General features: G+C 40.9%; 24 protein-coding genes, 2 pseudogenes and 1 other annotated feature. Of the genes and pseudogenes, 5 read left to right on the top strand and 21 right to left on the bottom strand.

Going from position 1 to position 24,467, the window contains the following annotated elements; translation table 11 throughout:
- The first annotated feature begins 59 nt into the window (after positions 1 to 59).
- Positions 60 to 965 carry a LysR family transcriptional regulator gene (locus tag NQU59_RS09795; RefSeq protein WP_257063274.1) on the top strand — a complete coding sequence of 302 codons (906 nt, stop codon included), beginning with the start codon at positions 60 to 62 and terminating at the stop codon, positions 963 to 965.
- Positions 966 to 1,145: 180 nt separating this feature from the next.
- Here the strand turns inward: NQU59_RS09795 and NQU59_RS09790 are convergent, their stop codons facing one another.
- The 6 genes from NQU59_RS09790 to NQU59_RS09765 all read right to left on the bottom strand — a co-directional run bounded on the left by NQU59_RS09790 (position 1,146) and on the right by NQU59_RS09765 (position 7,371).
- On the bottom strand, positions 1,146 to 2,300 hold the full coding sequence (locus NQU59_RS09790; protein ID WP_032865323.1) for an NADH-dependent flavin oxidoreductase: 1,155 nt from the start codon (positions 2,298 to 2,300) through the stop codon (positions 1,146 to 1,148).
- Positions 2,301 to 2,389: 89 nt separating this feature from the next.
- Entirely contained in the window at positions 2,390 to 3,304 is a 915-nt protein-coding gene (locus NQU59_RS09785) for an alpha/beta hydrolase (protein ID WP_257063272.1), read from the bottom strand.
- A gap of 120 nt (positions 3,305 to 3,424) precedes the next feature.
- Positions 3,425 to 4,327: an AraC family transcriptional regulator gene (locus NQU59_RS09780; protein ID WP_005243099.1), complete on the bottom strand. Its 903-nt coding sequence runs from the start codon at positions 4,325 to 4,327 to the stop codon at positions 3,425 to 3,427.
- A gap of 51 nt (positions 4,328 to 4,378) precedes the next feature.
- The gene (locus NQU59_RS09775; protein WP_257066245.1) at positions 4,379 to 5,287 is read right to left on the bottom strand and encodes an AraC family transcriptional regulator; all 909 of its coding nucleotides are present in this window, start codon (positions 5,285 to 5,287) and stop codon (positions 4,379 to 4,381) included.
- Between the two features lie 169 nt (positions 5,288 to 5,456).
- Entirely contained in the window at positions 5,457 to 6,755 is a 1,299-nt protein-coding gene (locus NQU59_RS09770) for a Y-family DNA polymerase (RefSeq protein WP_005243102.1), read from the bottom strand.
- Positions 6,756 to 6,759: 4 nt separating this feature from the next.
- Positions 6,760 to 7,371, bottom strand: a complete 612-nt coding sequence (locus NQU59_RS09765) for a LexA family protein (RefSeq protein ID WP_005243105.1) — start codon at positions 7,369 to 7,371, stop codon at positions 6,760 to 6,762.
- Positions 7,372 to 7,663: 292 nt separating this feature from the next.
- On the opposite strand from NQU59_RS09765, the gene NQU59_RS09760 reads away from it, so the two are divergent.
- Positions 7,664 to 7,897, top strand: coding sequence for a hypothetical protein (locus tag NQU59_RS09760; RefSeq protein WP_005243107.1), 234 nt, complete (start codon positions 7,664 to 7,666; stop codon positions 7,895 to 7,897).
- A 196-nt stretch (positions 7,898 to 8,093) separates the two neighbouring features.
- Here NQU59_RS09760 and NQU59_RS09755 read toward each other — a convergent pair whose 3' ends face one another.
- Complete coding sequence (locus NQU59_RS09755) at positions 8,094 to 8,321, bottom strand: hypothetical protein (protein WP_005243109.1); 228 nt, start codon at positions 8,319 to 8,321, stop codon at positions 8,094 to 8,096.
- Positions 8,322 to 8,716: 395 nt separating this feature from the next.
- Positions 8,717 to 9,346, bottom strand: a complete 630-nt coding sequence (locus tag NQU59_RS09750; protein WP_257063269.1) for a class I SAM-dependent methyltransferase — start codon at positions 9,344 to 9,346, stop codon at positions 8,717 to 8,719.
- Positions 9,347 to 9,463: 117 nt separating this feature from the next.
- On the opposite strand from NQU59_RS09750, the pseudogene NQU59_RS09745 reads away from it, so the two are divergent.
- Positions 9,464 to 10,090, top strand: a pseudogene (locus NQU59_RS09745) (pirin family protein); the annotation flags it as partial.
- 128 nt (positions 10,091 to 10,218) lie between these two features.
- Here NQU59_RS09745 and NQU59_RS09740 read toward each other — a convergent pair.
- The 5 genes from NQU59_RS09740 to NQU59_RS09720 all read right to left on the bottom strand — a co-directional run bounded on the left by NQU59_RS09740 (position 10,219) and on the right by NQU59_RS09720 (position 13,602).
- Positions 10,219 to 10,560, bottom strand: coding sequence for a hypothetical protein (locus tag NQU59_RS09740; protein WP_005243133.1), 342 nt, complete (start codon positions 10,558 to 10,560; stop codon positions 10,219 to 10,221).
- Between the two features lie 214 nt (positions 10,561 to 10,774).
- On the bottom strand, positions 10,775 to 10,960 hold the full coding sequence (locus NQU59_RS09735; RefSeq protein WP_010590169.1) for a hypothetical protein: 186 nt from the start codon (positions 10,958 to 10,960) through the stop codon (positions 10,775 to 10,777).
- A gap of 278 nt (positions 10,961 to 11,238) precedes the next feature.
- Positions 11,239 to 11,835 (bottom strand): phosphatase PAP2 family protein, encoded by a 597-nt coding sequence (locus NQU59_RS09730; RefSeq protein ID WP_005243135.1) that lies wholly within the window; start codon positions 11,833 to 11,835, stop codon positions 11,239 to 11,241.
- A 158-nt stretch (positions 11,836 to 11,993) separates the two neighbouring features.
- A complete protein-coding gene (locus tag NQU59_RS09725; RefSeq protein WP_005243137.1) occupies positions 11,994 to 12,191 on the bottom strand; it encodes a hypothetical protein in 198 nt (65 codons plus the stop codon).
- A 191-nt stretch (positions 12,192 to 12,382) separates the two neighbouring features.
- Positions 12,383 to 13,602, bottom strand: a protein-coding gene (locus NQU59_RS09720) for an IS3 family transposase (protein WP_107114716.1) whose coding sequence is annotated in 2 segments (ribosomal slippage) — positions 12,383 to 13,326 and positions 13,326 to 13,602 — 1,221 coding nt in all. Because the reading frame shifts where the segments join, the coding sequence is not laid out codon by codon here.
- Positions 13,211 to 13,327 (bottom strand) — a sequence feature (AL1L pseudoknot). (Overlaps the previous gene by 117 nt.)
- A gap of 45 nt (positions 13,603 to 13,647) precedes the next feature.
- Here NQU59_RS09720 and NQU59_RS09715 point away from each other — a divergent pair.
- Both NQU59_RS09715 and pgaD read left to right on the top strand, forming a co-directional pair.
- Positions 13,648 to 14,172, top strand: a pseudogene (locus NQU59_RS09715) (poly-beta-1,6-N-acetyl-D-glucosamine synthase); the annotation flags it as partial.
- Positions 14,169 to 14,642, top strand: a complete 474-nt coding sequence (gene pgaD / locus NQU59_RS09710) for a poly-beta-1,6-N-acetyl-D-glucosamine biosynthesis protein PgaD (protein ID WP_257063267.1) — start codon at positions 14,169 to 14,171, stop codon at positions 14,640 to 14,642. The pseudogene NQU59_RS09715 and the gene pgaD, both read left to right, overlap by 4 nt.
- A 97-nt stretch (positions 14,643 to 14,739) precedes the next feature.
- Here the strand turns inward: pgaD and NQU59_RS09705 are convergent, their stop codons facing one another.
- From NQU59_RS09705 to NQU59_RS09670, 8 genes are all read right to left on the bottom strand, one after another.
- Positions 14,740 to 16,461, bottom strand: a complete 1,722-nt coding sequence (locus NQU59_RS09705; RefSeq protein ID WP_257063266.1) for an acetyl/propionyl/methylcrotonyl-CoA carboxylase subunit alpha — start codon at positions 16,459 to 16,461, stop codon at positions 14,740 to 14,742.
- On the bottom strand, positions 16,458 to 18,044 hold the full coding sequence (locus NQU59_RS09700) for a 5-oxoprolinase subunit B/C family protein (RefSeq protein ID WP_257063265.1): 1,587 nt from the start codon (positions 18,042 to 18,044) through the stop codon (positions 16,458 to 16,460). Before NQU59_RS09700 ends, NQU59_RS09705 begins: the two co-directional genes overlap by 4 nt.
- A 33-nt stretch (positions 18,045 to 18,077) precedes the next feature.
- Positions 18,078 to 18,893 carry a putative hydro-lyase gene (locus tag NQU59_RS09695; protein WP_257063264.1) on the bottom strand — a complete coding sequence of 272 codons (816 nt, stop codon included), beginning with the start codon at positions 18,891 to 18,893 and terminating at the stop codon, positions 18,078 to 18,080.
- Positions 18,894 to 18,895: 2 nt separating this feature from the next.
- A complete protein-coding gene (locus tag NQU59_RS09690; protein ID WP_005243150.1) occupies positions 18,896 to 19,660 on the bottom strand; it encodes a LamB/YcsF family protein in 765 nt (254 codons plus the stop codon).
- Positions 19,661 to 19,695: 35 nt separating this feature from the next.
- The gene (locus NQU59_RS09685; protein ID WP_257063263.1) at positions 19,696 to 20,949 is read right to left on the bottom strand and encodes an NRAMP family divalent metal transporter; all 1,254 of its coding nucleotides are present in this window, start codon (positions 20,947 to 20,949) and stop codon (positions 19,696 to 19,698) included.
- 339 nt (positions 20,950 to 21,288) lie between these two features.
- Entirely contained in the window at positions 21,289 to 22,200 is a 912-nt protein-coding gene (gene mumR, locus NQU59_RS09680; RefSeq protein ID WP_005243154.1) for a LysR family transcriptional regulator MumR, read from the bottom strand.
- A 159-nt stretch (positions 22,201 to 22,359) separates the two neighbouring features.
- Positions 22,360 to 23,157 carry an SDR family NAD(P)-dependent oxidoreductase gene (locus tag NQU59_RS09675; RefSeq protein ID WP_005243156.1) on the bottom strand — a complete coding sequence of 266 codons (798 nt, stop codon included), beginning with the start codon at positions 23,155 to 23,157 and terminating at the stop codon, positions 22,360 to 22,362.
- Positions 23,158 to 23,248: 91 nt separating this feature from the next.
- Positions 23,249 to 24,193, bottom strand: a complete 945-nt coding sequence (locus NQU59_RS09670) for a DUF4424 family protein (RefSeq protein ID WP_043971534.1) — start codon at positions 24,191 to 24,193, stop codon at positions 23,249 to 23,251.
- Positions 24,194 to 24,467 lie beyond the last annotated feature (274 nt).

The following is a 24,467-nucleotide window of genomic DNA, read 5'->3' as shown; positions in this document are numbered from 1 at the left end:
GATTTAAATCACCAGTAGTGATACTATTTCCACCAATTGATTCCAAATAATCTACAATAATGCAAACTGAACTCAATACGATTTCAATCTTTGTCACCGTGGTTGAAGCAGGAAGTTTTAGCAACGCGGCTGAACAATTGCATCTGACTCGCTCAGCTGTCAGTAAGAGTATCGCCCGCTTAGAAGAGCGCTTGGGCGTGACTTTGTTTAAGCGCACCACTCGTACACTGAGCCTAACTACGGAAGGTGCTCTGTTTTATGAACACAGCCATCGTGCGCTCGCAGAAATCGATACTGCTGAAAGTTTATTAGATCAAGGAAAAATCAATGCGACGGGGCTATTGAGAATTTCAGCCCCAGTACTGTTTGGACAACTGTATGTCGCACCGCTAATGGTTGAACTTGCACAGCAACATCCTGATTTGCAAATCGAACTCTCTTTGAATGATCGAACCATAGATCTGGTGGAAGATGGCTTTGACTTGGCCATTCGGATTGGTACGCTGCCCGATAGTCATCATTTGGTTGCAAGAAAACTGGGGGATCACCGCATGCTGCTCTGTGCAACACCACAGTATCTTGAAAAGTCGAGTGCTTTACATCAGCTCGATGATCTACAACAGCATACGACGATTGCTTATCCCTATTCAGGACAGCAACCCAAGTGGCATCTTCAAGATGAACATAAACAGAGCTATACCATCAAACCACAAGCAAAATTGCTGTTAAATGACATGCAAGCGATTAAAAATACGGTCCTGTCACATCATGGTATTGCTTGGCTACCCGATTGGCTGATTCATTACGAGCTGCAACAAGGGACCTTAATTCAGGTATTGGCAAATTTCTCCAGTGTTGACTTTCCAATCCACGTCCTTTGGCCTACTCTGCCCTTCATGCCCCTTAAAACCCGTTTGGCGATTGATCAACTCGTGAAAAAATTACCGCAACAACTGTATGCATAACCGCTTCAAAGCCTACAGAGATAAAAAAGACAGGCCAAGCGCCTGTCTTTTTTATCGCGTTATATTAAAGCTTGGCGCTAAAGAACGCTGTTAACTGTTTTACGGCTTCATCAACAAAATTTAGCTTGTTATAACATCATAAGTGTTTTCTGCAATCATCGTCTGATCCTCACTCATGGCTTAAATCGTTTCAGTGCGACGTAGTTTAAACCAACCTTCTCTTTCTTGTATTTCCTGCCATAGCAGATCGGGAATACTTAGTTCAGGCACATCAATAGGATTCAATTCAAGTGTAATATTATCGAATTGTCCATGCTGTGCCAACGCCACCCAATTTGGATTCATCACCAAAGCCTTACCAATCGCTATAAGCGGCAAACCTAGACCTAAAGCTTGTTCAGCCTGTTGAGGTGTACGTAACAAACCTGCCGCAATCACAGGAATTCGATCTGCCACCCGCTTTAATACATGGTGGATGCTAAGCTGTTGTTGAAGATCATGCTTAGGCATCGAATGAAGCACATCGACTAAAGACACATGTAAATAATCAATATCAGCTGCAATTAATTGGTCAATCAACGCCAGACTGTCTGCAATAGACAAAGCATTGTCTTCATACTCTTCAACCGAAATACGATAGCCCAATGCAAAAGGGCGCTGTGCATGTTGTTGAATAACACGTTGCACCTCCGCTACCACTGCTAGAGGAAATGCCATCCTCTTTTCTAATGAACCGCCCCATGCATCATCACGTTGGTTATATAAAGGTGAAAAAAAGTTTTGAATGATAAAGCCATGTGCACCATGCAGTTCAATCCCATCAAATCCAGCATCAATCGCTCGACGCGTTGCTTCACCAAAATCATGGATCAATTGCAAAACTTCATCGTGAGATAATGCCCGACTGGAAAGTTGTTCAGTTTTAAACGGTCCCGAAGTAATTGCCAAGCTACTCGCACTGACAATATCTGCATGAGGAATCAAGTTTGGAATCGCTTTCATACCAGCATGAAAAACTTGTAGGATTGCAGGTGCTCCGCCACTTTTAGCTGCTTGAGCCAATTGGGTCAGACTCGGTATAAAGCGATCATCAAAACCAGCAAACTCGCGGGTAAAGCCAATCCCACTTTCTTGCACATGTGTACAGCCTGTGATCACCAAGCCTACATCTTTCACACGCTTACGCATGTACTCAAGTTCCTGAGCTGAAATCGTACTATCTCTATTTGCTGACCAAGTTGTCATTGGCGCCATGACGATTCGATTGCGTAAGTTCAAATCTGCAGTTAATTGAAAAGACTGGAATAACTTAGAATTCACTGAACATACCACCATTCAACTCTAGTAGAGAATTTTGCAAAAATAGAAAGTTGATCAGTCGCCCGACCAACTCAAAACACCGTTTTTTGAACAACAAGCCAGAATTAAAGATTGGCTTGATAGAATGGAATCAGCTTATCTAAAGCAATTTTGACCGGCTCTGCTTTGTCATAGAGGTCATAATGAGACCAACCTTCAACCACCACCAATTCTTTATTTTTTGAGGCAGCACGATTGATAATTTCAAAACCATCACGATAGGCACCAAAACCTCCAGGCTTACTCCCCACAATAATCATCAGGGGTTGAGTCAATAAGATTTCTGCCAAATGAAATGCATCCCAACCCACAGCAACAGCGTTGTGAGAGAACAGCGTTTTATTCACACCATTTGGCTTTTCGCCCCGTGCAGTACGGTAATACTCCGTCGCTTCTAACGGATCAATATCGGCATGATCCGCTTTGGCTGCTTCAACCGTTGGATACAAGCCTTGATCCACCCGAAGTGCAGCACCTCTTGCCTCCGCTGTACGCTGAGCTGCAATCGCCTCTAAAAATGCAATCGGATTACCACCACTTGCTTCGCGCATTACACGTCCATAGTTTGCACCCGTAATTGTCCCTACCGCTTTAATCCGACGTTCTGTCATGGCTGCGTTGATCGAGTACCCACCGCCACCACAAATACCTAAAACACCAATTCGATTTTCATCGACATAATCCAGCGTAACCAGATAATCTGCCACAACGCGAAAATCTTCAACACGTAACGACGGATCTTCGATATAACGAGCTTCTCCTCCACTTTCTCCCTGAAAACTGGCATCAAATGCGATCACCACAAAACCCGCTTTAGCGAGTGCTCCCCCATAAACATTGCCCGAGGTCTGCTCTTTGCAACTACCAATTGGATGTGCACTTATAATTGCTGGATATTTTTTAGTTTGATCAAAAGTAGGTGGAAAATATAAATCTGCGGCAATATCCCAATAGGTATTTTTGATTTTGACTGCTTCCATTTCATCACCTCTGAATATAGGAAAGAGTAAGCAAAGTTCTCTTTGCTGATCATCCCATTTTAGAGACGACGTACAATCAAAGTTGCCTATTTTTGAAAATAGTTTGCCTATTCTGAGGTTTTACTGTGGTAGATCTCGACTTGGCGTATTACCAAATAAGCGTGAATATTCTCGAATAAATTGTGACTGACTTTCATAACCAACCCGATCAGCAATCTGCTGTATATTCATGGATTGTGATAACACTAGTTTTCTAGCCTCTTGTAATTTCAATTGTTTTTGATATTGCAGCGGCGTCATACCCGTAATGTCTCTGAAATGATTTCTGAATGTCGCTGCACTCATATGTGCTTGCTCAAAAGCATCTTGTATACAGTTTTCTTGCAGAAAATTATTTCTTAGCCAATGGATCACGTTGAAAACATGTTGATCTGACACACTTGCCTTGACCAAATTACGTAAATAAACACCGTGTTGTCCAACCAGTAAACGGAGTACAATTTCTTGCTTGATGATGGGCGCAAGTTGATCAATCATCTTCGGTTCTTCAATCAAATCGACTAAACGTGTCAATGCATTGACCAATGCAAGATCAAGGTTTTCGATTGAAAATGCAGGCAGGTTTTTAAGTTTAATCTTGTCATCTAATACCTGTACGGTTTCAATAATCAGGTTTAAATCTAATGACAGCATCATCCCCAAAAAAGGTTGATTATACGAGGCTTGCGTCACTCGACTAATCGCGGGTAAATCAATGGTGGTGAGCATGGTTTGACCTGCCCCATAGCGATACACATTATCGCGAATCAGCACCTCTTTTTGCCCTTGCAAGACAATGCCTAGACCGAGTCCATAAATACAATGGATAGACTGTTTGGCTATACGCCGATGTAAAGAAAAACCTGCAATCTCAGTTTGGAAATCTTCAATTTGAACGAGTCCATCAACTTTATTGGCTAATACTTTAATTTGTTCTTTGGTTTGATCTGACGCATACATCGCATCACCTACCTCTTCGCACATCTGAGCTCATATGAAATATGAAAATAAGTACAATCTCTTTTAAATAAATAATTATAAACCTTGTCGCATGCGTTGAATGTCCCGCTGCGGTGACTCGCCAAATAAACGGCTATATTCTCGACTAAACTGAGACGCACTTTCATATCCCACTAACCCAGCAGCTCGTCCTGCATCAACATTTTGGTTAAACATCAAATGCCGCGCTTCCTGTAACCGTAACTGCTTTTGGTATTGCAATGGACTCATGCCCGTCACTGCACGGAAATGTTGCCTAAAAGTTGAAGGACTCATAAAGGCCTTATCCGCTAAATCATCCATCCGCATAGGTTGCACATAATGATGCTTTAACCAACTCACCACCTGATGAATTTTCTGATTTGCCGAACCTGATTTCACTAACTGACGTAAGTACCGACCGTGTGGGCCATTCAACACTCGGACAATGATTTCTTTTTGAATTAAAGGAGCTAAATGCGGCAACATCAAAGGTTCATCTAAAACACGAACCAGCCTCAAAAAGGCATCAATTAAGGAAGGATCTGCAACTTGCACCGAAAAAGAATGCTGGCTCTCATCTGATACGCTTAAAGCCTCTACAGGCATGTCTGCCACCATTTGATTGACCAGTTGCAGATCAAGTAATAATAAGAGCGCTAAAAATGGTTGCTGTGGAGAAGCCTTTACAACATGTGAGGTTACGGGCAAATCAATAGTGGTCAAGATACTCTGCCCTTCACGACAAAGATAATGCTCATCACCAATCACCACCTCTTTTTGTCCCTGTAAAATCATACCAACACCCAAATTGTAAATACAATGGGTGCTGTCGGTTGGATGCATTCGATGATGAAAAGAAAGTTGAGGTATCGCAGAAATATGATCGCCTTGTTGTACAGCCAAATCTGAAACCGCTTGAATCAGCTGATCAATATCCCTATTTCGTTCAACAGACGTCATCATATCCAAATAAATTATCCCCAAAATATTGAAGTGCTATTCATCTTAAAACATCAGCTCACATTATCAACTCATATTTTTAGTGTAAAAATGTGACCGTGATCAATGATTTATTATGCTCACCACCATCAGTAAATAAGGGCTTAGTCATGATCTCCGATACATACGGATGCTATCTAACTTTTAAAACCTGATCCCATTGGGTCAAATAACTCGGTGATTTATGCTTTTGCGTCATCTGCCATGCTCGCCCATGTGGAGTGATCAAGCGCCCCAGCTTCATGGTATCCCGTCCAAATTTCTCATTAATGTCATCGAAGGCCACGGAAAGCTTACGCCGAGCAATCACTTCATCAGTATCGTGAAATAAATCTACAGCATGGCTATGTTGTGGAATAATATCCAGCAAAATCACTTCCGCTTTTTTATAACGATGTCCGCCTTGATAAATACGGTCAAGTCCCTGCTGTACTGCCTTGATAATCTCTAAACGGTCATCGCTATAGTCAGATAGATACACCACCGTATAAGGGCGATAATATTGCTCTTTGTTAAAACGATTGGTTCGAATACTGACCCCAATGGCTTTGCACAGTAGTTTTTGCTGCCTTAACCGCTCAACTGCACGTAAACTAAATTCAGTGAGTGCGCCACTTAAGTCATTTTTATCTTGTATCGGCTGGCCAAATGAGCGACTACTTAACACTTGCCGTCGATCACTCACTACATCCTCAATCTCTAAACAGGCCATGCCCTGTAATTCTTTGACAGTATTTTCCATCACTACAGAAAAATACTTGCCCAACATTTTCGGATCAGCTTGAACCAAGTCCATCACCGAACAAATATTCATTTTTTCTAAGCGCTGTCGGATCTTCCGCCCAACGCCCCACACTTCGCCCGCTGGTATCTGCTGTAACAAGTCTTCAATCACGCACGGGTCTTCAGCCACGATATTACACACACTGTTAAAACAGCTATGACTTTTAGCTAAATGATTAGCAAGTTTGGCTTGGGTTTTGGAATAACCGATCCCGATACAGCATGGTAGACCTAACCAGTTTTTGACGGTATCTAGAATCTTGTGAGCGTATTGGGTTAAATCATAACTGTGTTGATAAGCTGTCAACTCTAAAAAGCATTCATCAATCGAATACACTTCCTGTTCGCACGGATCTACAAAACTGCCTAAGATATTCATGAAACGGCGTGACATTTCCGCATACAAAGCATAATTACTGGAAAAGACCTGTACTTGATGCTGACCAATAATCTCTTCAATCTGAAAAAAAGGAACAGCCATTCGAATGCCGAGCTGCTTTGCTTCATAAGAACGAGAAACCACACAGCCATCGTTATTTGACAGAACGACCACAGGACGATTTTCCAGCTTTGGATTAAACACACGTTCACAACTGACATAACAGTTATTCACATCAATCAAAGCAAAAATACGTTGTGGCAGGCTCATTGAGTTACCTCATTGGCTTTAAGTTATAGGTCACAACGCCCCAGATCAGTAGCTCTTGCCCCTCTGTAATATAAATATTCTGATAATCAGGATTTTCGGCTTTCAGCCAGACTTTAGGTGGACTAAAGTGATGGTCAACCATTAACCGTTTGACAGTAAAGTCATTGTCAATCAAGGCAATCACAATATCTCCGGACTTAGCAGCAAGGCTGCGATCTACCACCAGAGGATCATCAATATCAATCCCTGCATCCAACATTGACAGTGAATTAGCTTTGACAATAAAAGTCGAATTTTCGTTACGAATTAAAAATTCATTTAAATCCAGTGCTTGTTCAACATGATCTTGGGCAGGCGAAGGAAAACCAGCAGCAACACGTTCCGTTGCCAGCGGAATATGATAAATTCGGTCATTCTTAGCCTGCACATTTTGGATTTTCATCGAACTCGTTAAATCGGTACGCGCATCGGTTTTGACATTATTCAGTAACCAGTTTTTGATGAAATCAACTTGGGACTCAGGAACACGAATCACTTTGGTTGGCTCGCTGAATTTTGCCTTACGCCCTGCATTGCTTCTGGCACCGCCATGCTCAAATTCAGTTTTTTTAGACATAACTCCCCCTTACCCAAGTTTAAAGTACTTGCAAATAATTTAACTTGAAAAAGTTACAAATTCAAGTTGACGTACAATAAATTTTGCATAACAATAAATTCCATAGATCAGATTTTGACTTGTTTCACTTAGACACGGATGTAGGACAAATCAAAATTAATGTTTTAAATGAATAACTTATAGTTTTTTAATGCAATATTTAAATGTTAAGTTGTTGATCTAATTCACTAATATATTTGATCTCTCAGCAGTTAGGTTTTATTCAAATATTTTTGATGTGGAGACATGAAAAATGAACAATCAACGTGATGCTATTCTAGGTTATGCTGACGAACAACATGCTTTCTTTATTCGCCTGATCGAGAACAACACTGTGCTAGGTGAAAGCTATGGTCTATTTTGCGACAACCAAAATAGTGAAGCAGCAGAGAGTATTATGACCACCCTTTTTCTAAAGAAATCTTTTTGGCTCAATGGTTCGGCATTTAATGACATTGTTAAAGGCTTGAATCCTATTCACTCGTGACAACATTGATAAATTTCATATGACGCTAGCGATATAAAGCGCTTGTATAACGACAATAAATCTGCAAGCTCTTTAGCATTTCTCTCCCACGCTAAATGTATTCTGCAAGTGTTTCTTAAATGATCCAAATAAAAAAACCCGCTTAGACATTCAGCATAAGTGGGTCTTTTTATCGCATTGAATAACAGGATTAAGTTCAAATAAATCTTTTATCATTCACAGGTGCAACTAATCTATATATTTTTCCATCTGCATTGCTTTCAAACAATAGGTCAATATTTGGAAAAATGATATTTCCTTCTACTTCAATATGTTCAACCCGTTTAAAAAAAGGAATATCTTGATCTTCTAAATCATTGAGCTGCGCAACGACAATCGATTCGTTTTCTTCTTGGTCCTTGACGATGACTGTAATCTTATCCATAACAGTTCTCCCAATATGTATAGTTCATAGGACTATGGGAAATTTTCAATAAATTGTCGACTAAATGGTTGTAACAAGAGTTATAAGTATTATCTTTTTATTTTTTAAATCACTAACCTATTGAAATTGACCTTGAAATTATAAATTTCGTTAATATTTAATTAACCAAGCAGTTACAGTTCACAGGTAAACGTATCAAAATGATTCATCTGGCATCTGTCTGAGTTCCAATATCTAGGAATTAATACGTTGCTTAACTCTCAATGAAATTTTCAGCCATTTACAAGAGGCTCAGGACAAAATGAGCGCATCCGAATTCCAGCATTAAACCAAATATGACGACACAAGGCATGCTTATAACTGCCTGCCGCTGATCAACTCGGACTATCCTCAGTTTAATTTTGGCCTTTAAACTGCCACATAGTATTTAGAAATTTTTGTTCTGCACCCCAAGGGGTAATATGTGTTTCAAGCACCTGATGCAATAGGCTAAAATCGCTGCCAAGTCTCTGCACTAACTTTTCAACATTATAGCGCTCTACTGCTAAACCACTACATTGTGTTGGGCCATCTTCGGCAAACGTAGACAGAATCATCAATCCGCTTGGCTTCAAGGCATGCCGTACATTTTTTAGATATTGCGCTTGTTGCTCTTCAGTCACCATAAAATGAAATACAGCCCGATCATGCCATACATCGAAAAACTGAGCAGCCAGACCAACTGTACAAACATCTGCAACGAGCCAATGAATTTGACTGCTATCCAAATTCTTCTCAATTAATCTGGCTTGTGTTGTCTTCAAGGCTGTTTCGGATAAATCAAGCACATGTATATTTTTATAGCCTGCCTCGATCAGCTGATCAATTAATAGGGATGCCCCACTTCCAACATCAATAAGTTTTACATCAGGTAATAGATTCTGAGATCGGATCAGTGCTAGTGTTTTATGATCATATTGCTGATACCAGCTAACCTGATCGGCTTGTTTAGATTGATATACCTCTTCCCAATAATTTTTGCTCATTTGAGTTCCTTTGCAATACTTCACCCTACAAGTAAGGCATTCACATCAAATAATTCGCCTCTTGTTTCATGATTATCCCACTTACATGGAGGGAACGGTAGCAATGCAATCAATTGTCCCCAAGTTGGCTTTTCTGATTTGCTGGTAATCAATGAAGATATCGTTGCCCCTTCTAAAGGCTTTGGGACACACCCTCACCGCAATATGGAAATTATTTCCTATGTATTAGAGGGTTCATTGGAGCACAAAGATTCAATGGGGACAGGGTCAGTCATTGTTCCTGGTGATATTCAATTGATGAGTGCAGGCCGTGGTGTAGCCCACAGTGAATACAACCACTCTGCACAAGAAGAGGTTCACTTCTTACAAATTTGGGTAGTACCCAATGAAGCGAATACTGAACAAAGCTATCAACAATTACATATTTCACCTGAAGATAAACGCGGCAAACTGCACTTGATGATTTCACCCAAAGGTGGTGATAAGACATTAACTATTAAACAGGATATCAATATTTATTCTGGTCTATTCGATGGTGATGAAAGTGCTGAATTCAATATTCCTGAAGGTCGCTATGTCTATCTTCATGTTGCTAAAGGTCACTTAGAGATCAATGGTCACACATTCAATGCGGGTGATGCAGCCCGTATCCGAGAAGGTGGAACCTTGTCTTTTCGCAACGGAGAGCATGCGGAAGTGCTGATCTTCGATATGCGCCCAGAAGAAGTTCCAACGATGCTATAGGAATAGCGGAATTCCTGTACTCCTCTAGTCCCCCTTAGCACTCAGGTTAAGGGGTGACTTATTTGTTATTTGTCTATTTATAAAGACAGAATTGCATCAAGCACAGTGCCTAATACACAAAACATGCATTATTCGCAGCGGATCAGTAATTTATGTTCATAATAGGACATAACGAGTTCCAGTTCGTTCCTTAACTGTTTCTCGGTGTATTCTTTGGATGCCAGTTTCAATAATGCAGGGATGTATTGCTTCTCAAATATCTCAGGATAATCATGGCACAAGACTTGTAACAGTTTTGCTCGCTCTGTCTGAGGGCTATCTAAGATATCCATGAGTGCATTGATTTTCTGATCAATCAAATCAAATTGTTTTCTCGCCTCTGAGTATTCTGCAATTTTATTCGGTTGCTCGCCACAGCCCACCCCTAAAAAAGTTGCTATAAAACATAGGCTTAATATTTTTAAATTCATAGCAATCTGATAAAAATGTTTGGAGAAGTATACTTGATTTTTATTACATTTTTACACTAAGCAACACGATTAATGCTTAGAATGATCTAAGCTAAATATTTTACAAAATCATATAAGATTTTTTCCAATCCATGAAAGTATCGAGTTTAATTTATCTAGCTGGATTAAATACAATTGATCATCTCCATCTCTACAGATCTTGGGACAAGTGATTTCAAAACAGCCATGCTGCTAAAGACAAAATGACGACTGGCCAAATAAACACTGGTACAACATCCCACTTTACCTGTGAAAAATTAGCAGCTTCCAAATATATTCTTTGCACCACCTCAATACCCAAATATAAAGGATTAGTATAAGTTGCTATTTCCGAATCATGCGGCATATTTTGAGATGGCATTAGTCCCCATCTTGATGCTAATCCAAGCACGTGTTCGGATATTAATGAAGGAAACTGCGCCTAAACTTTCCTGATTAAATTTTGAGTCAATATTATTGATACATGAACTAGCCATACCCACAGCTAAAGAATTGTGCCCATCTGAAATTATCTAACTGACTTGTTTAAATCGTCAAAAAAAAGCCACATCTGGAGAATGTGGCTAAAGTATTGCTTTGCTTGCTACGGTTAAACCGTAGTTTTAGATTAAAACACTTAGCTTAATTGAAACTGAATCGTTAGCGTATATATCCCTTTTTGATAAATTTTGAGAATGCATATTGGTAAACTTTTAAAATCCAACTCACCAAGTAATTTCCATATTTCTGCCAGATCGAGATGCCGACCAAATTGAGTAACAGTGCAAGCGTAAATGCCCCGATCATGTCCAAAGGATAATGAACCCCTAAATAAACACGAGACCACGCCACAAACCATGCAAGAATTAAGAAGATATAACCGATACGCTTTTGCTGAGAAAATAGATATGAGAAAGCGATGGTGCTAAAAAATAGCATATGATCACTTGGGAATGATCCACTCGGCGCATGTTCTATAATCGTCCGTCCAATCTCTGCAACAAAAGGACGAGGATAATAAAAATAGTTCGAGATGATCTGACTAACAATAAAAGCAATTAAAGTAAAAATTGTCGCTTTAACAATTTGCTTTTTAACAGCAAAACTCCCTTTTAGCCAAGCAATCAAAAAACCTAAAACCACTAAATATAACAAATCATTAGCAACAAATATCGCAAGCTTTATTGTAAATTCAGACGCGTTTTCAGAGGCATTTATAAAATGAAATAGGTTTAAATTACCTTGCTCTATATTCATATCAGCAACCCAAAAAATTGAAGGAATATAGCATATTGACTAAACAATACTGTTATATCCGCTAAACAATTTTCCAGAACTGACTATATTTCAAATAAATACATATAGTTAGCAATGTATCGTTTCTGTGATCTTGATTTAATAAACAAATCTAAGAATCAGGAACCTAATAGTTGCCCTATTTCCAAGCTTGAATAACCTCGTTCTTTAAATATTAAAACGATGGCTTTTTTATAGGCTTCGGAGTGCGAACTTTTATATTTTGTGATCAGTTGAATTTCTGTATTCAGTTCAAGATCACTTTTTAAAGTCAATACTTCCGTAGAGATTGTGTCAAAAATCTTTAGATTAAACATACAGGTGCTCTTTAATTAAGTTGTAGCGGCCCGACTACAACAAACACCTGCCTAAGTTCAACTAGACACCCTTTGAACAAGGATTACAAATTTAAGAAATGTCTGCAAGACTCTGTAAAAGAAAAGTGTAAATATTATTCAAGACAAACTTATGAACCGTACCGGGTTTGTCGGAGACTTTTTTATTTAAGTTAGGCCACCTGACCTAACGGGTTAATCTTATCATAGTACATTGCTTCAAACTCAAAAGGCGATACATAACCCAGTGCACTGTGTACACGCTTTTTATTGAACCAATCTACCCAGTTTAGTGTCGCAAGTTGTACATCTGCTAAACCTTGCCAATCTGCTTTTAAATATTCAATCACCTCTGTTTTGTATAAGCCATTCACCGTTTCAGCCAGAGCATTATCGTATGAATCACCTGTCGTACCGACTGATGCTCGTAAATTTGCAGCATCTAAACGATTGGTATAGCGAATAGAAAGATATTGAACACCTCTATCGGAATGATGAATCACATTCTTTGGCATGCCTCGATCGTGCAATGCTTGCTCCAATGCATCGAGCACCATATCTGTATTCATCCGTGTAGATACTTTCCATCCAACAATTGCTCGTGAGAACACATCAATAATAAAGGCGGTATAGACCCAGCCTGAATGTGTTTGAATATACGTAAAGTCACTGACCCATAATTGGTCAGGTCGATCAGCACTAAAATTCCGTTTCACTAAATCATCTGCTCGTTTTTGATCATCTCGGCTACGGGTGGTTTGTTTATTCTTACCACGCCAAACACCTTGTATACCTAGCTTTTGCATCAATCGAGCAACTGTACAACGTGCAATAACATAACCCTCACGTTTCAATTTTTGCCAAACTTTACGTACACCATATCGACCTGAACTTTCTTTCCAAATACGTTTGATTTGCTCTGCATGATGTAAATCATGCAGAGCACGTTTCGCTCGATGTTCTGGGTTATCAACGAAATCTAAAGCCCGATAATAGGTCGAAGCTGCAATCGGTAAAATTCTACAAATCGCTTCAACACCATATAACGCCTTATTGTTATGGATAAAATCCACCATTATTTGTGTGGGCGGTCGAGCTCCGCCTGGGCGAAAAAAGCGGCTGCTTTACGTAGAATTTCATTGGCACGTTTTAATTCTTTAATTTCACGTTCCATTTGCTTCATTTTTTCTTGGTCAGATACCTGTTGTACTTTGGCGGGATTTTGTTGATCTAAGTATTTTTGATACCAAACACGAAGTGTTTCAGGAGTACAGCCAATTTTAGGAGCAATTGCGGAAACTGCTGCCCAATTCGATGGATAATCTTTTTCAGATTCAATTAGTAATTGAACCGCTCTTTCTCTAATTTCGGGGGTATAGTTTGGTTTTTTCATCGGAATAGTCTCTCAGAATATTGAGTCTCCGACAAACCCGGTACGGTTCACTATGTTCCAAATGCACTGTGTTACATCTATATGCCTGAAACCTTTAAAGGGTTATGGAAACAAAGATTGCGCTGGGCTCAAGGTGGCGTTGAAGTCATCAAAACCTACCTTCCCAAGCTTTTTAAAGTTTCAGCACTCAAAATGTGGCCTGTCGCGCTTGAAGCAATTACCAGTATGATTTGGGCATACGTCATTTTTCTGATCATTCTCCTGTTTTTCCTTGGATTAGTCGTTCCGCTGTCCCCAACATGGCAGATTAAATCCTTATTTCCACAGTGGTACGGCGTCATTTTAGCGGTCACCTGTCTGATTCAGTTTTTTGTCAGCTTATTCATCGACAAACGATATGACGCTAATCGTTTCTTGAGAAATTATTTCTGGGTGATTTGGTACCCACTATTTTTCTGGGTACTCAGTGCAGCAACAACAGTGGTTGCTGTCCCGAAAGCCTTATTTACACCTAAAAAAAGAGCGAGATGGGTCAGCCCTGATCGTGGGTTTAGAGGAGAATCCGAATGAAACCCCTCCATTCAAATATTGTTGTTGATGAATCACAACTCGATATTCCTGAATATATTGACCAACAGCAATATGTAAAAAACAAAGGCGCACACTATTTACTTCAAGGCATCGGTTGGGCACTCTGGACACTGCTGTTTTTACCCTTATTGGTAATATTTTTATGGCTATACCAAGGTAAATTAATTAAAAATTATATTTTTGCAGAACAGATCAGCGTACAGATCCATAATTTCTTTTGGTTAACACTGATCGTTGCGATGTGCTGTACCTCTTTATTGTTATGGGCAAGCTATAATTGGTTACGCTACCGCAAGACTGAAAAGACCACAATCAACAATGTTAGTCCATCTTTATTGGCAGAATGCTTTTTCATTCCAATGGATGATTTAGCAAAAATTCAGAATTCCAAAAATATTGTACTGCACTACGATCATAAAGGTCTGTTAGCTGATTACGAACTTAAATAAATCTTCATTCGTTATGAAATAAAAAAGAGGCAAATCATTGCCTCTTTTTTTATACGTTCTATACTTCAATTTCAGCAATAAAGACCTGTTTCAAGCCTCACTCAATCATGCCAATAATTGATTCCGCTTGATTGGTACTTCCCTGCTCTACCATGCTTTTTATTATGCCACTGCGATGTGCCAACACAGGGACTTCCATTTTCATGGCTTCCATAATGGCCACCACTTGTCCTTCTGTAACCTGCTCACCCTGCGCAACTTTCCAAGCGCTAATTACCCCATGAATGGGTGCAAGTAAATGCTCAGCTCGTATTTCTGGCTCGGCAGATTGTACTGGCGTTGTCGTTGTTACTGAACCTTGTGCAAACATACCTGCTGGTAAGCCTAAACGATGTAATTTGCCATCAATTTCAATATAACTGAGCAACATCGGTTGTTGATGGTTTGGAATACCGCGCTTGCTTGGCTTTAATTCTTGTTTAAAGTCATTTTCGATCCAGCGGGTATGTACATTAAATTCATCTGTAAAGTCAGGTTCATTGAGTATCGCACGATGAAAGTCTAGAACCGAAGCAACCCCTTCAATTTTAAATTGCTTTAAGGCACGTCTGGCACGAGCAATCGCAACCTCACGACTTGGGCCAGTCACAATCAGTTTTGCCATGAGTGAGTCAAAATGACTGGAGACCAATGAACCCGTGCGAACGCCTGTATCGACTCGCACACCATGACCAAACGGTGCTTCAAACAAGCTCAATACCCCAAAAGCAGGAATAAAACCGCGTGCTGGGTCTTCGGCATTGATACGAAACTCAATGGCATGACCTTGAACTTTGGGTGTCGCTTTAATCGAAAGTTCATGGCCTTGTGCAACACGGATTTGTTCTACCACTAAATCCACGTTTGCGGTTTCTTCAGTAACAGGATGCTCAACTTGCAAACGGGTGTTTACCTCTAAAAATGACAGCTTGCCATCTCTGCTGAGTAAATATTCAACTGTGCCTGCGCCGACATAGTTTGCTGCCTGACAAATGTTTTTTGCCGAGTGTAAAATTTGTTGGTAAGTCTCATCACTAATAAAGGGTGCTGGTGCTTCTTCGACTAACTTCTGGTTACGGCGTTGCAATGAACAATCACGTGTCCCCAGCACCACAATATTGCCATGTTGATCGGCAATCACTTGAGCTTCAATATGACGGGGTTGATTCAGATATTGCTCGACAAAACATTCACCACGACCAAAAGCAGCTTTGGCCTCACGTACCGCCGAATCATACAGCTCTTTGACTTCTTCAAGTTTCCAAGCCACTTTTAAACCTCGACCGCCACCACCAAATGCAGCTTTAATCGCAATCGGCAAACCAAACTGTTTGGCAAAATCCAAAGCTTCATCAGCATTGTTGAGCGGGTCTTGCGTCCCGTGAACCAAAGGTGCACCCACCGAAGCTGCTATTTTACGCGCTTCAATTTTATCACCCAGTTTTTCAATCGCGTTTGGTGAAGGCCCCACCCATTTTAAGCCTGCATCAAGCACCGCTTGGGCAAATTCGGCACGCTCAGATAAAAAGCCATAACCCGGATGCACCATCGTTGCTTGGGATTTTTTTGCAATCTCGATAATGGCCGTAATATTTAAATAGGTTTCACTGGCAGTCGCACCAGCCAAACCCCAAGCCTCATCGGCAAGCTCGACATGCATACTGCCAATGTCGTCATCGGCATATAGCGCGACCGATGCAATGCCTATATCACGGCAAGCATGAATAATCCGGATGGCAATTTCACCACGATTGGCAATCAATAATTTTTCAGTTTTCATCTTTTATTCTCAAAATCTGTCAATTCAGCAATTTTTTTAAATTGGATACGGCAACCCGCGGGAATCTGTGCCACCAAGTTCCAATGGTGTTTCGCAACCGCAGCAATGACGGGATATCCACCCGTTAAAGGGTGATCATTCATAAACAAAACTGGTTGACCACTGGGTGGAATCTGCAAAGCGCCAATGCACGCACCTTCACTTTCCAGTTCATGGCTAATTTTGCGAGTTAAAGGTTCAGCACCTGACAGTCTAAGTCCAACGCGATTGCTTTCATTGGTCACCAGCCATTCCTGCTGACAGAGTAGGTCTATACTGTCTGGTTCAAACCAATCAGTGCGTGGGCCCATCACAATATCGAGCTCAACCAGATCACCGACTTTGGGCAGATTTAGTTGAGCCACTTCGTTAATGCTGATATTGGTGACTTTGACCCGCCCCTGATAAATGGTATCACCAAGTTTTAGCGGTTCTGGCCCTAACACCGCCAAACTATCAAATGAAGCACTGTCTAAAACAGGTTGAACCTCAATGCCACCACGAACGGCAAGATAGTTTCTCAGCCCCGCTGTAGGCGGCTGAATGTGAAACTCATCACCGTCATCCAGATCAATGAGCTGATAACTGGCAAAATCTGCAGTTTGACCGTCGGCAAATTTCACACGGATATTTGAGATGGCGCCTGTCACTGCAATTACGGCGGCATGCTGCAGTTTGGCCTTTAAGCCACCATTTAAAACCTCAATCACGGGCGTATCAGTTGGATTCCCTACAAGACGATTGGCACTGTGCATCGCAGATACGTCCATTGCTCCTGCAATACCCACCCCTAGCTTGGTCTGGTTAAAACGTCCTTCATCTTGAATAAGCATCTGTAAACTGGGTGCAGTGATGCTAAACAATGGCACCGATTGTTTCGGTTCAACCGTACGCGTGATTTGCTGCGGTATATTCACCGTTGTCGGACGATGCGTGACATCTTTAAAATGTACCGTCATGCCCGGCAACAAGAGCGCTGGATTTTGACGCTCTAAATCCCACATTTTTTCTGAAGTAGTACCAATCAGTTGCCAGCCACCCGGACTGTCTTTCGGATAAATACCAGAATATCTCCCAGCCAAGCCTAACGAGCCTGCAGGTATTTTTTTACGCGGAACCGTTAAGCGTGGAATATCGGTAAAAGGTCGGTCAGGACTGCTCATATAAGCAAAGCCCGGCGCAAAACCAATAAAAGCAACATTCCACATGCTTTGCTGATGTTTTCTAATCACATCAACAACAGACAGCCCTTGCAACTCAGCCACCTGTGCAAGGTCTTCACCATCGTAACGAATCGGGACTATCACTTCTTGACCACTACGCTCAAATCCAGCATCAACTTTGAGGCTCTGAATTGAAGCAACCAGCGTCTTAAAGTTGGTTTCGATCTCGTTGAAAAAAACCAAAATTGTTTTGGCAGCAGGGACTAGGTCTTTAATTCCATTTAATGGCCTGTTTTGCAATGTATTGTACAAGGCCAAAGTTTCTTCTAGGCTTGTAAGCTCAATCAGAAAACAATCAACGTTAACTGATAAAAAACGCATTGGCTTATCCTTTTTAATGGTTGCTTAGTCCAATTAGCCCATCCACGCGCGGTCAGGAATGTCGGTAATCAACATATGGCCGGGTGCATGGCTAATTGCAAAAGGAATTTTAGAGTTCATGACTGCCGCTTGTGGAGTGACTCCACAGGCCCAAAACACGGGGATTTCACCTGCTTCGATCCGGGAGGCTTCACCAAAATCAGGCTGATTTAGATCCCGAATGCCCAAGCCTTCAGGATATCCAATATGTACGGGTGCGCCATGCACACTCGGCATACTCGCTGTAATTTTTACCGCTTCACTAATTTGATGTGACGGAATAGGTCGCATGGAAACCACCATATTGCCTGAAATACGCCCTGCGGGCTGGCACTGAATATTACTTAGATACATTGGCACATTGGTCTTATCCTGAATATGTCGTACCTCAATCCCCGCTTCTTGCAGAGCAGTTTCAAAAGAAAAACTACAACCAATCAAGAAAGTCACCAAATCAGGATGTGCATGATAAATCTCGCTCGCATCGGTCACTTCATCGACCATTTCGCCCTCTTTCCAAATGCGATAACGCGGGAAATCGGTTCTAATATCTGAGTCTGCAGCAAGCTTGGTTGCATAGATGCCTTCTTCGAGCACATCCAACACTGGACAGCTTTGCGGATTACGATGTGCATAGAGCAAAAAGTCATAGGCCCACGCTTTCGGTACCGAAATCATATTCACCTGCGTCATACCCGCAGCCATGCCTGCTGTCGGCTGATCAAAACCAGCACGGATTTTTAAGCGTGCACCTAAAGCGGCTTCAAGCTGAGCTGGGTCGACTTTAATATCCTTATACATGGTGCTCATCCTTATACTTTATTTACAAACGGGCGGATTTCAATCTTGTGTTTTAGTAGTTCGGCTTTAATCGCTGCTGACATTTCTAAAGCGCCATCGGTGTCACCATGTAGGCAAATGGTGTCAGCCTGAATGGGAGTAAATACACCATCAATTGACTCTACTCCACCATTTTTCAGCATGGACACCACACGACTGGCCACAAATGCTGAGTCGTGTAAAACTGCACCGTCTAAACGACGAGACACCAGTGAACCATCGCTGTTGTAAGCACGATCTGCAAATGCTTCCGACACCACGTTTAAACCCGCAGCACGTGCCTGCTCGACCAAGTTTGAACCTGCCAAAGCCACTAGAACCAGTTCAGGATGATACATTTTAATCGCATCAATCACTGCGGCTGCCTGAGCTTGATCATGGGCAATGGTGTTGTAGAGTGCACCATGCGGTTTAACATATTGCACTTTTGAACCTGCCACTTTTGCTAAACCATCCAGCGCTGAAATTTGGTACAGCACATCAGCAATCAATTCGTCACGTGACACATCCATATTACGGCGACCAAAACCAACTAGATCTGGATAAGACACATGTGCACCGATCGTTACACCCAGTTCAACGGCTTTACGCACTGTTTTTAAAATGCCAAGCGGGTCTCCTGCATGAAAACCACATGCAATATTGGCACTGGTCACCACAGGTAAAATCTGATCATCATTGCCCATTTTCCATGAACCAAAGCTTTCGCCCAAATCACTATTTAAATCTACAAACATGGCATCATTCCTTTATCAATTCACGATCATCTGGCTTACAGTTTAGTCAAATAGTTAAACACGGTTGTAAACGACATATAGCCCATCCACCACGTCAATACACAGGTTAACGCACCCAGAATAATTAACCATTTTGGATAATTATAATTGCTCATCAAGTCTCTACGGCAAGCCGCAACATAGACAAAAATGGTAAGTCCGATTGGTAGAACTAAACCATTAAACCCACCAACAAAAATCAATAGACCGGCTGGCGTTGCACCTAATACCACATACAGGAATAAGGCCAAGGCAATGAAGCTAATCGTGGTGTAATTGCTTTGCTTTGGCGTTAAGTTCTTTTTAAATGCAGTGAAGAATGAAACCGAGGTATAGGCTGCACCAATGGTGCTACTGATCCCTGCTGCCCAGAAGATCAGGCCAAATAATTTATAACCGAATGTCCCCGCAGCGTACTGGAATGCCTGTGCGGCAGGATTGGCATTATGACTGGCGAGATCAATACTTGCTCCACTGACCACCACACCCAAGAATGCTAGAAACAGCACATAGCGCATGATGCCAACCACCACAATACCTTTGGTTGCAGCTTTGGCCACTTCATCGATATTTTCGGGACCAACTGCGCCTTTATCCAGTAAACGGTGTGCACCTGCATAGCAGATATACCCCCCAACCGTACCACCGACAATGGTGGTAATAATGGCAAAATCAATTTGGTCTGGTGCAAAGGTTTGCTGTACCGCTTGTCCAACTGGTGGCATTACAATCACAGCCACAATGATGATCAGGATGATTTTCAGCAATCCCAATACGATCATACTTTTATCCATCGCAAGCGTGGCTTTTCTTGAGGCAAAAATCAAAATCGCCAAGGCACCACTGAGGATACCGCCCCACTTGGTATCCAAACCAAATAGCGCATTGAGACCTAATGCCGCGCCTGCAATATTTCCGATGCTAAAGAAGAAACCGCCTAGAATCACCAGAAACGCGAGCAGATAACCACTGCCCGGTAAAGCCTTATTGGCAATATCGGATGCACGCATTTGCGTGAGGGTCACTACACGCCAAATGTTTTGTTGCACCACATAATCAATCAAAATTGAAACTAAAATGGCAAACCCAAATGCGGCACCTAACTTCACCGTAAATACAGCGGTTTGGGTTAAAAATCCAGGCCCCATTGCCGAAGTTGCCATCATAAATATTGAGGCGACGATGGCCCATTGGCGATCGGATAGAAAAGAAGACTTCAGTAAAGACATATTTATGCGTTCCTCATCCATTTGAGCTCAATAACGCGATTTTTAACTTGATCCAAGAGCATCATTTTATTTACAAACGATCTGCTTTAATCCTTTTAAATCAAAAAGATTCCCTGTTCTCCCACAACGTGATGGGTAATCAAATCTTCCATTTAGAATAAGAACATAAGCAAGCCAGCTGGACAATACGACTTTTACAGAAAAATTTAAAGTAAGAATATGAATTTATTATTTTTTATTTTTAATATTGTTCAATATAAATTTTACTTATCACATTCCATAAGCTGCTTTTATGGCTTATCCAACAAATGACCTTGTTCTAGAGCAAAGCAATACACTGTAAAGTAAGTGAAGCAGCTTCTATTTTTTGATGTGTTGATTCAGCCTTTGCATCGCACTTTCTGAGACCATCACGGCGACATCGGTTAATTTCTCTTTTAAAGCAACATCACTGCCTTGAATATAAATCGAGGTAAAGTGAAAGGTCTTTAACTGAATTGGCGTATTTAATATTTCTAATCGACCATCGGTAATTTCTTTTAAAGCGGTTAAGGTCGGCACCACAGCGATTCCCAAACCTTGCTCAGCCAAACGTAACAGTGTGGCTAAAGAATAACTGGTGATCGAAAGCGGCTCATCCAGCCCCTGTTCCTTCATTTTTGCTTTAAGTTCTTTATAGGGATAAGTTATTTTTGGATAGGTTAAGATCGTATGCGACATCAAGGTTTTCAATGACATTTGCCCAACCCCACCCTTAAATGACGGCGAAGCCAAAAAGCTGAGTTCAAAATCACAAAGCGCCTGTTCGATACACTCAAAAGCCAATGTTGGTCCGAGTAAAAAAGCCATGTCAAGATCGCCTGTGCGTACACCTTCTTGTAAATTCGGGGTCAGATCAACCACAATTTCCACCGAAACTTTGGGAAATTCTTGCTGAACTTTCTCGATATATTCGACCAACCATGTGTAGACAATAGTTTCCGAAACGCCTAAACGAATTATGCCAGTCAAATGCTGATTTTCAGTTAATTCTGCGATGAGTTCAGTTTCTAAACGCATCAATTTTTCAGCATATTTAAATAAGGTCATGCCCTTATGCGTGGGTTTCAGTTGGCGAAAACTTCGATCTAAAACTTTAAATCCAAGGTCATTTTCAATGGCAGTGATTTTTTGTGAAACTGCTGGCTGAGTGGTCTGTAATTTTGTCGCTGCCTTATTAAAACTATTCAGCGTCACCACCCAGTAAAATGCTTCCAGATTCTTTAAATTCACGTTTCATCCTGTCTTAAAAAACTCCTCTCTTTTATAGTATGAAAGGTATTTCCATAATTAAGCTAGCAACATCAGCAGTTTTTTATGCAAGCCGCCTAGCATCAGAGCAACAAATACTCATTTAATCGTTTGAAATAAAACAAAATATAATATTTATTTTTAATCAATTATTGCACCAGCAGTCATGTTTACAACCGTTGCGGTCATTGAGTTCGCATGTTCCGAGGCAAGGAAAGCAACGGTTTCTGCAACTTGTGAAAGTGTCGGTAGTCGCTTTAGCATGGTGCCTTGAGCAGCACCTTCAAGCCATTGCCCTATGCTGAGCCCCATGGCCTGTGCTTTAGACTCAAACAATTCACGTGTATAAGAACCCGCTTGAACCGCATCAACAATTGCATGCGAGCGCACACCGAGTACCCGTATATTTTTAGAACCTAACTCACTGGCAAGCGCCTTAATAAACGCTTCAATTCCAGCACAGCCCACAATATGTCCTAAATGTCCCGGTATTGCCATCCGAGCTGATGGTGCCACAATTGAAATGATGGTTCCGCCGCGCTTACCGCCCATATAAGGAACCACAGCTTTCGATATATTAAACTGCGCCGTTAGAAATGGATTTATTCCCCCAACGAACTCATCAAGGTTTAACTCCAAAAGTTCTTTACCCTGATTATGTATAAAACTGGTCGCATTAATGACGATATCGAGTCCATCCGTCGCTTGGGCAATTTGAGCAACTGCCTCACTGGTTACTTGGCTATCTAGCACATCAACACTAACGGTATGTACCACACCTTTATGTTTTTGCAGTTGTGTCGCAATGTTTTGTAGTTTATTTAAATCTCTTGCGCATAAATAAACATGTGCTCCTTCACGAAGAAAAACCCGCGCAATCGCAGTGCCAATTGCACCGCTGCCTCCAAAAATTACTGCTACTTTTCCCTTGAGCAACATACGGCATCCTCTTGTTATTGTGCGCCATAGTTAGGTTATGACACACAATAACAAGTGATGCAATTTTATACAGATTAAAGTTTGTATGGGTTTATGGGAGATGAACAAAAATAACGTCTAAATCTTGTTTTGGTACAAACTTGGTTTTGCTCATTTGAAATTGAGTCGGACTAATTTTGTTAACTTTGCCATCCCAACAAAATGAAACCAGTTCGTCTTTATCACGCTCAATCGTTAACTTAAAGTTTTCAATAGGCTTTGCCCAGTTAGCACCTGTCGTCAAAATATAACCTAACGCACTAAACGGCGAATGTTCTGCCTGTGCTTTTTTAAGGCCCTGCTTAAACTGTTTATCTATGCAAAATTGCTGGCTATCTTCGTCTGGTGTGAGACCCACAGACCCGCCCACCAAAGGTTGATATTGATGCTGAATTTTGGTCAATGCATTGGCTTTAAAGGTTTGCTTCCAACTATAAATCACTTGAGATGACCATGGAATTTCATCATCTTTTTTAAAATTCGCCAAAATTTTCTGCATTTTTGGCTGCTTACATTGCTTTAATTTATCTACATAATAGGCAGAGTCATCATTGTTGCGAACCCAGGGATTAAGCATCTCTATTTGGCTAAAACCACATTGTTTAAATAGATCTGTTGCATCAATCAGCGGCGACTTTTCATCCTTTTGGATAAAGGTGCGCACATGCATTTCTGGTTTTATATTTTTACCATCAACAATAATTTTAAAGCTTTTTAACAATGCTTCGGTATGGGCAAAATCCGCTTCAAAGAAGTTATCAATACGCGGTAAGGGAAATAAAATGGTTTCCGTCACATCTTGAGAACTTAAATTTTTATACAGATAATCCACCTTAATCAGCTTTTTACTAATAAATAGCTCTTCACTTTGCATCGCAATCTGCGCATTTTTAATATAGGACACTCCACCCGTACCGACATAACCGGTTGAGTCATTAGCGAGACTATAGCTTGGTAGCTGAATCAAAATAGCAGAAATAAATAAAATATTTTTCATTATTAAGTACTCAGTTTAATACTGTAATTATCAAGACAATGATAGCGGCTCAAGACTCCGGCTGTTAACTTATTCCACTTAATTTTGCATCGAAGTAAAATCATATTAAATCTTTGACTATGCATCATAAGCATTTAAAAAGAAAAAGTTTTCATGTAAAACCCTACCATTCAAAATCTATGATTTTATCGTAAATGGCTAACTGTACATTGAATATACATACTCTCATTTCACCACCCTTTTTTTCAATAACTCAAATTTGTTACCATTGCAT

This window comes from Acinetobacter colistiniresistens, from assembly GCF_024582815.1.
GTDB lineage: Bacteria > Pseudomonadota > Gammaproteobacteria > Pseudomonadales > Moraxellaceae > Acinetobacter.
This window is presented reverse-complemented; position numbering and strand designations above follow the sequence as displayed.

What these genes read in the sequence shown, in the direction of transcription:
- NQU59_RS09725 (WP_005243137.1), bottom strand. Translation starts at nt 12,191, where the DNA reads ATGTTTAATCTAAAGATTTTTGACACAATCTCTACGGAAGTATTGACT.
- NQU59_RS09760 (WP_005243107.1), top strand. Translation starts at nt 7,664, where the DNA reads ATGAACAATCAACGTGATGCTATTCTAGGTTATGCTGACGAACAACAT.
- pgaD (WP_257063267.1), top strand. Translation starts at nt 14,169, where the DNA reads ATGAAACCCCTCCATTCAAATATTGTTGTTGATGAATCACAACTCGAT.
- NQU59_RS09740 (WP_005243133.1), bottom strand. Translation starts at nt 10,560, where the DNA reads ATGAATTTAAAAATATTAAGCCTATGTTTTATAGCAACTTTTTTAGGG.
- NQU59_RS09705 (WP_257063266.1), bottom strand. Translation starts at nt 16,461, where the DNA reads ATGAAAACTGAAAAATTATTGATTGCCAATCGTGGTGAAATTGCCATC.
- NQU59_RS09695 (WP_257063264.1), bottom strand. Translation starts at nt 18,893, where the DNA reads ATGAGCACCATGTATAAGGATATTAAAGTCGACCCAGCTCAGCTTGAA.
- NQU59_RS09755 (WP_005243109.1), bottom strand. Translation starts at nt 8,321, where the DNA reads ATGGATAAGATTACAGTCATCGTCAAGGACCAAGAAGAAAACGAATCG.
- NQU59_RS09735 (WP_010590169.1), bottom strand. Translation starts at nt 10,960, where the DNA reads ATGCCATCTCAAAATATGCCGCATGATTCGGAAATAGCAACTTATACT.
- NQU59_RS09770 (WP_005243102.1), bottom strand. Translation starts at nt 6,755, where the DNA reads ATGAGCCTGCCACAACGTATTTTTGCTTTGATTGATGTGAATAACTGT.
- NQU59_RS09780 (WP_005243099.1), bottom strand. Translation starts at nt 4,327, where the DNA reads ATGTGCGAAGAGGTAGGTGATGCGATGTATGCGTCAGATCAAACCAAA.
- NQU59_RS09675 (WP_005243156.1), bottom strand. Translation starts at nt 23,157, where the DNA reads ATGTTGCTCAAGGGAAAAGTAGCAGTAATTTTTGGAGGCAGCGGTGCA.
- NQU59_RS09750 (WP_257063269.1), bottom strand. Translation starts at nt 9,346, where the DNA reads ATGAGCAAAAATTATTGGGAAGAGGTATATCAATCTAAACAAGCCGAT.
- NQU59_RS09795 (WP_257063274.1), top strand. Translation starts at nt 60, where the DNA reads ATGCAAACTGAACTCAATACGATTTCAATCTTTGTCACCGTGGTTGAA.
- NQU59_RS09790 (WP_032865323.1), bottom strand. Translation starts at nt 2,300, where the DNA reads ATGGTGGTATGTTCAGTGAATTCTAAGTTATTCCAGTCTTTTCAATTA.
- NQU59_RS09785 (WP_257063272.1), bottom strand. Translation starts at nt 3,304, where the DNA reads ATGGAAGCAGTCAAAATCAAAAATACCTATTGGGATATTGCCGCAGAT.
- NQU59_RS09685 (WP_257063263.1), bottom strand. Translation starts at nt 20,949, where the DNA reads ATGGATGAGGAACGCATAAATATGTCTTTACTGAAGTCTTCTTTTCTA.
- NQU59_RS09670 (WP_043971534.1), bottom strand. Translation starts at nt 24,193, where the DNA reads ATGAAAAATATTTTATTTATTTCTGCTATTTTGATTCAGCTACCAAGC.
- NQU59_RS09765 (WP_005243105.1), bottom strand. Translation starts at nt 7,371, where the DNA reads ATGTCTAAAAAAACTGAATTTGAGCATGGCGGTGCCAGAAGCAATGCA.
- NQU59_RS09700 (WP_257063265.1), bottom strand. Translation starts at nt 18,044, where the DNA reads ATGCGTTTTTTATCAGTTAACGTTGATTGTTTTCTGATTGAGCTTACA.
- NQU59_RS09690 (WP_005243150.1), bottom strand. Translation starts at nt 19,660, where the DNA reads ATGTTTGTAGATTTAAATAGTGATTTGGGCGAAAGCTTTGGTTCATGG.
- NQU59_RS09775 (WP_257066245.1), bottom strand. Translation starts at nt 5,287, where the DNA reads ATGATGACGTCTGTTGAACGAAATAGGGATATTGATCAGCTGATTCAA.
- NQU59_RS09730 (WP_005243135.1), bottom strand. Translation starts at nt 11,835, where the DNA reads ATGAATATAGAGCAAGGTAATTTAAACCTATTTCATTTTATAAATGCC.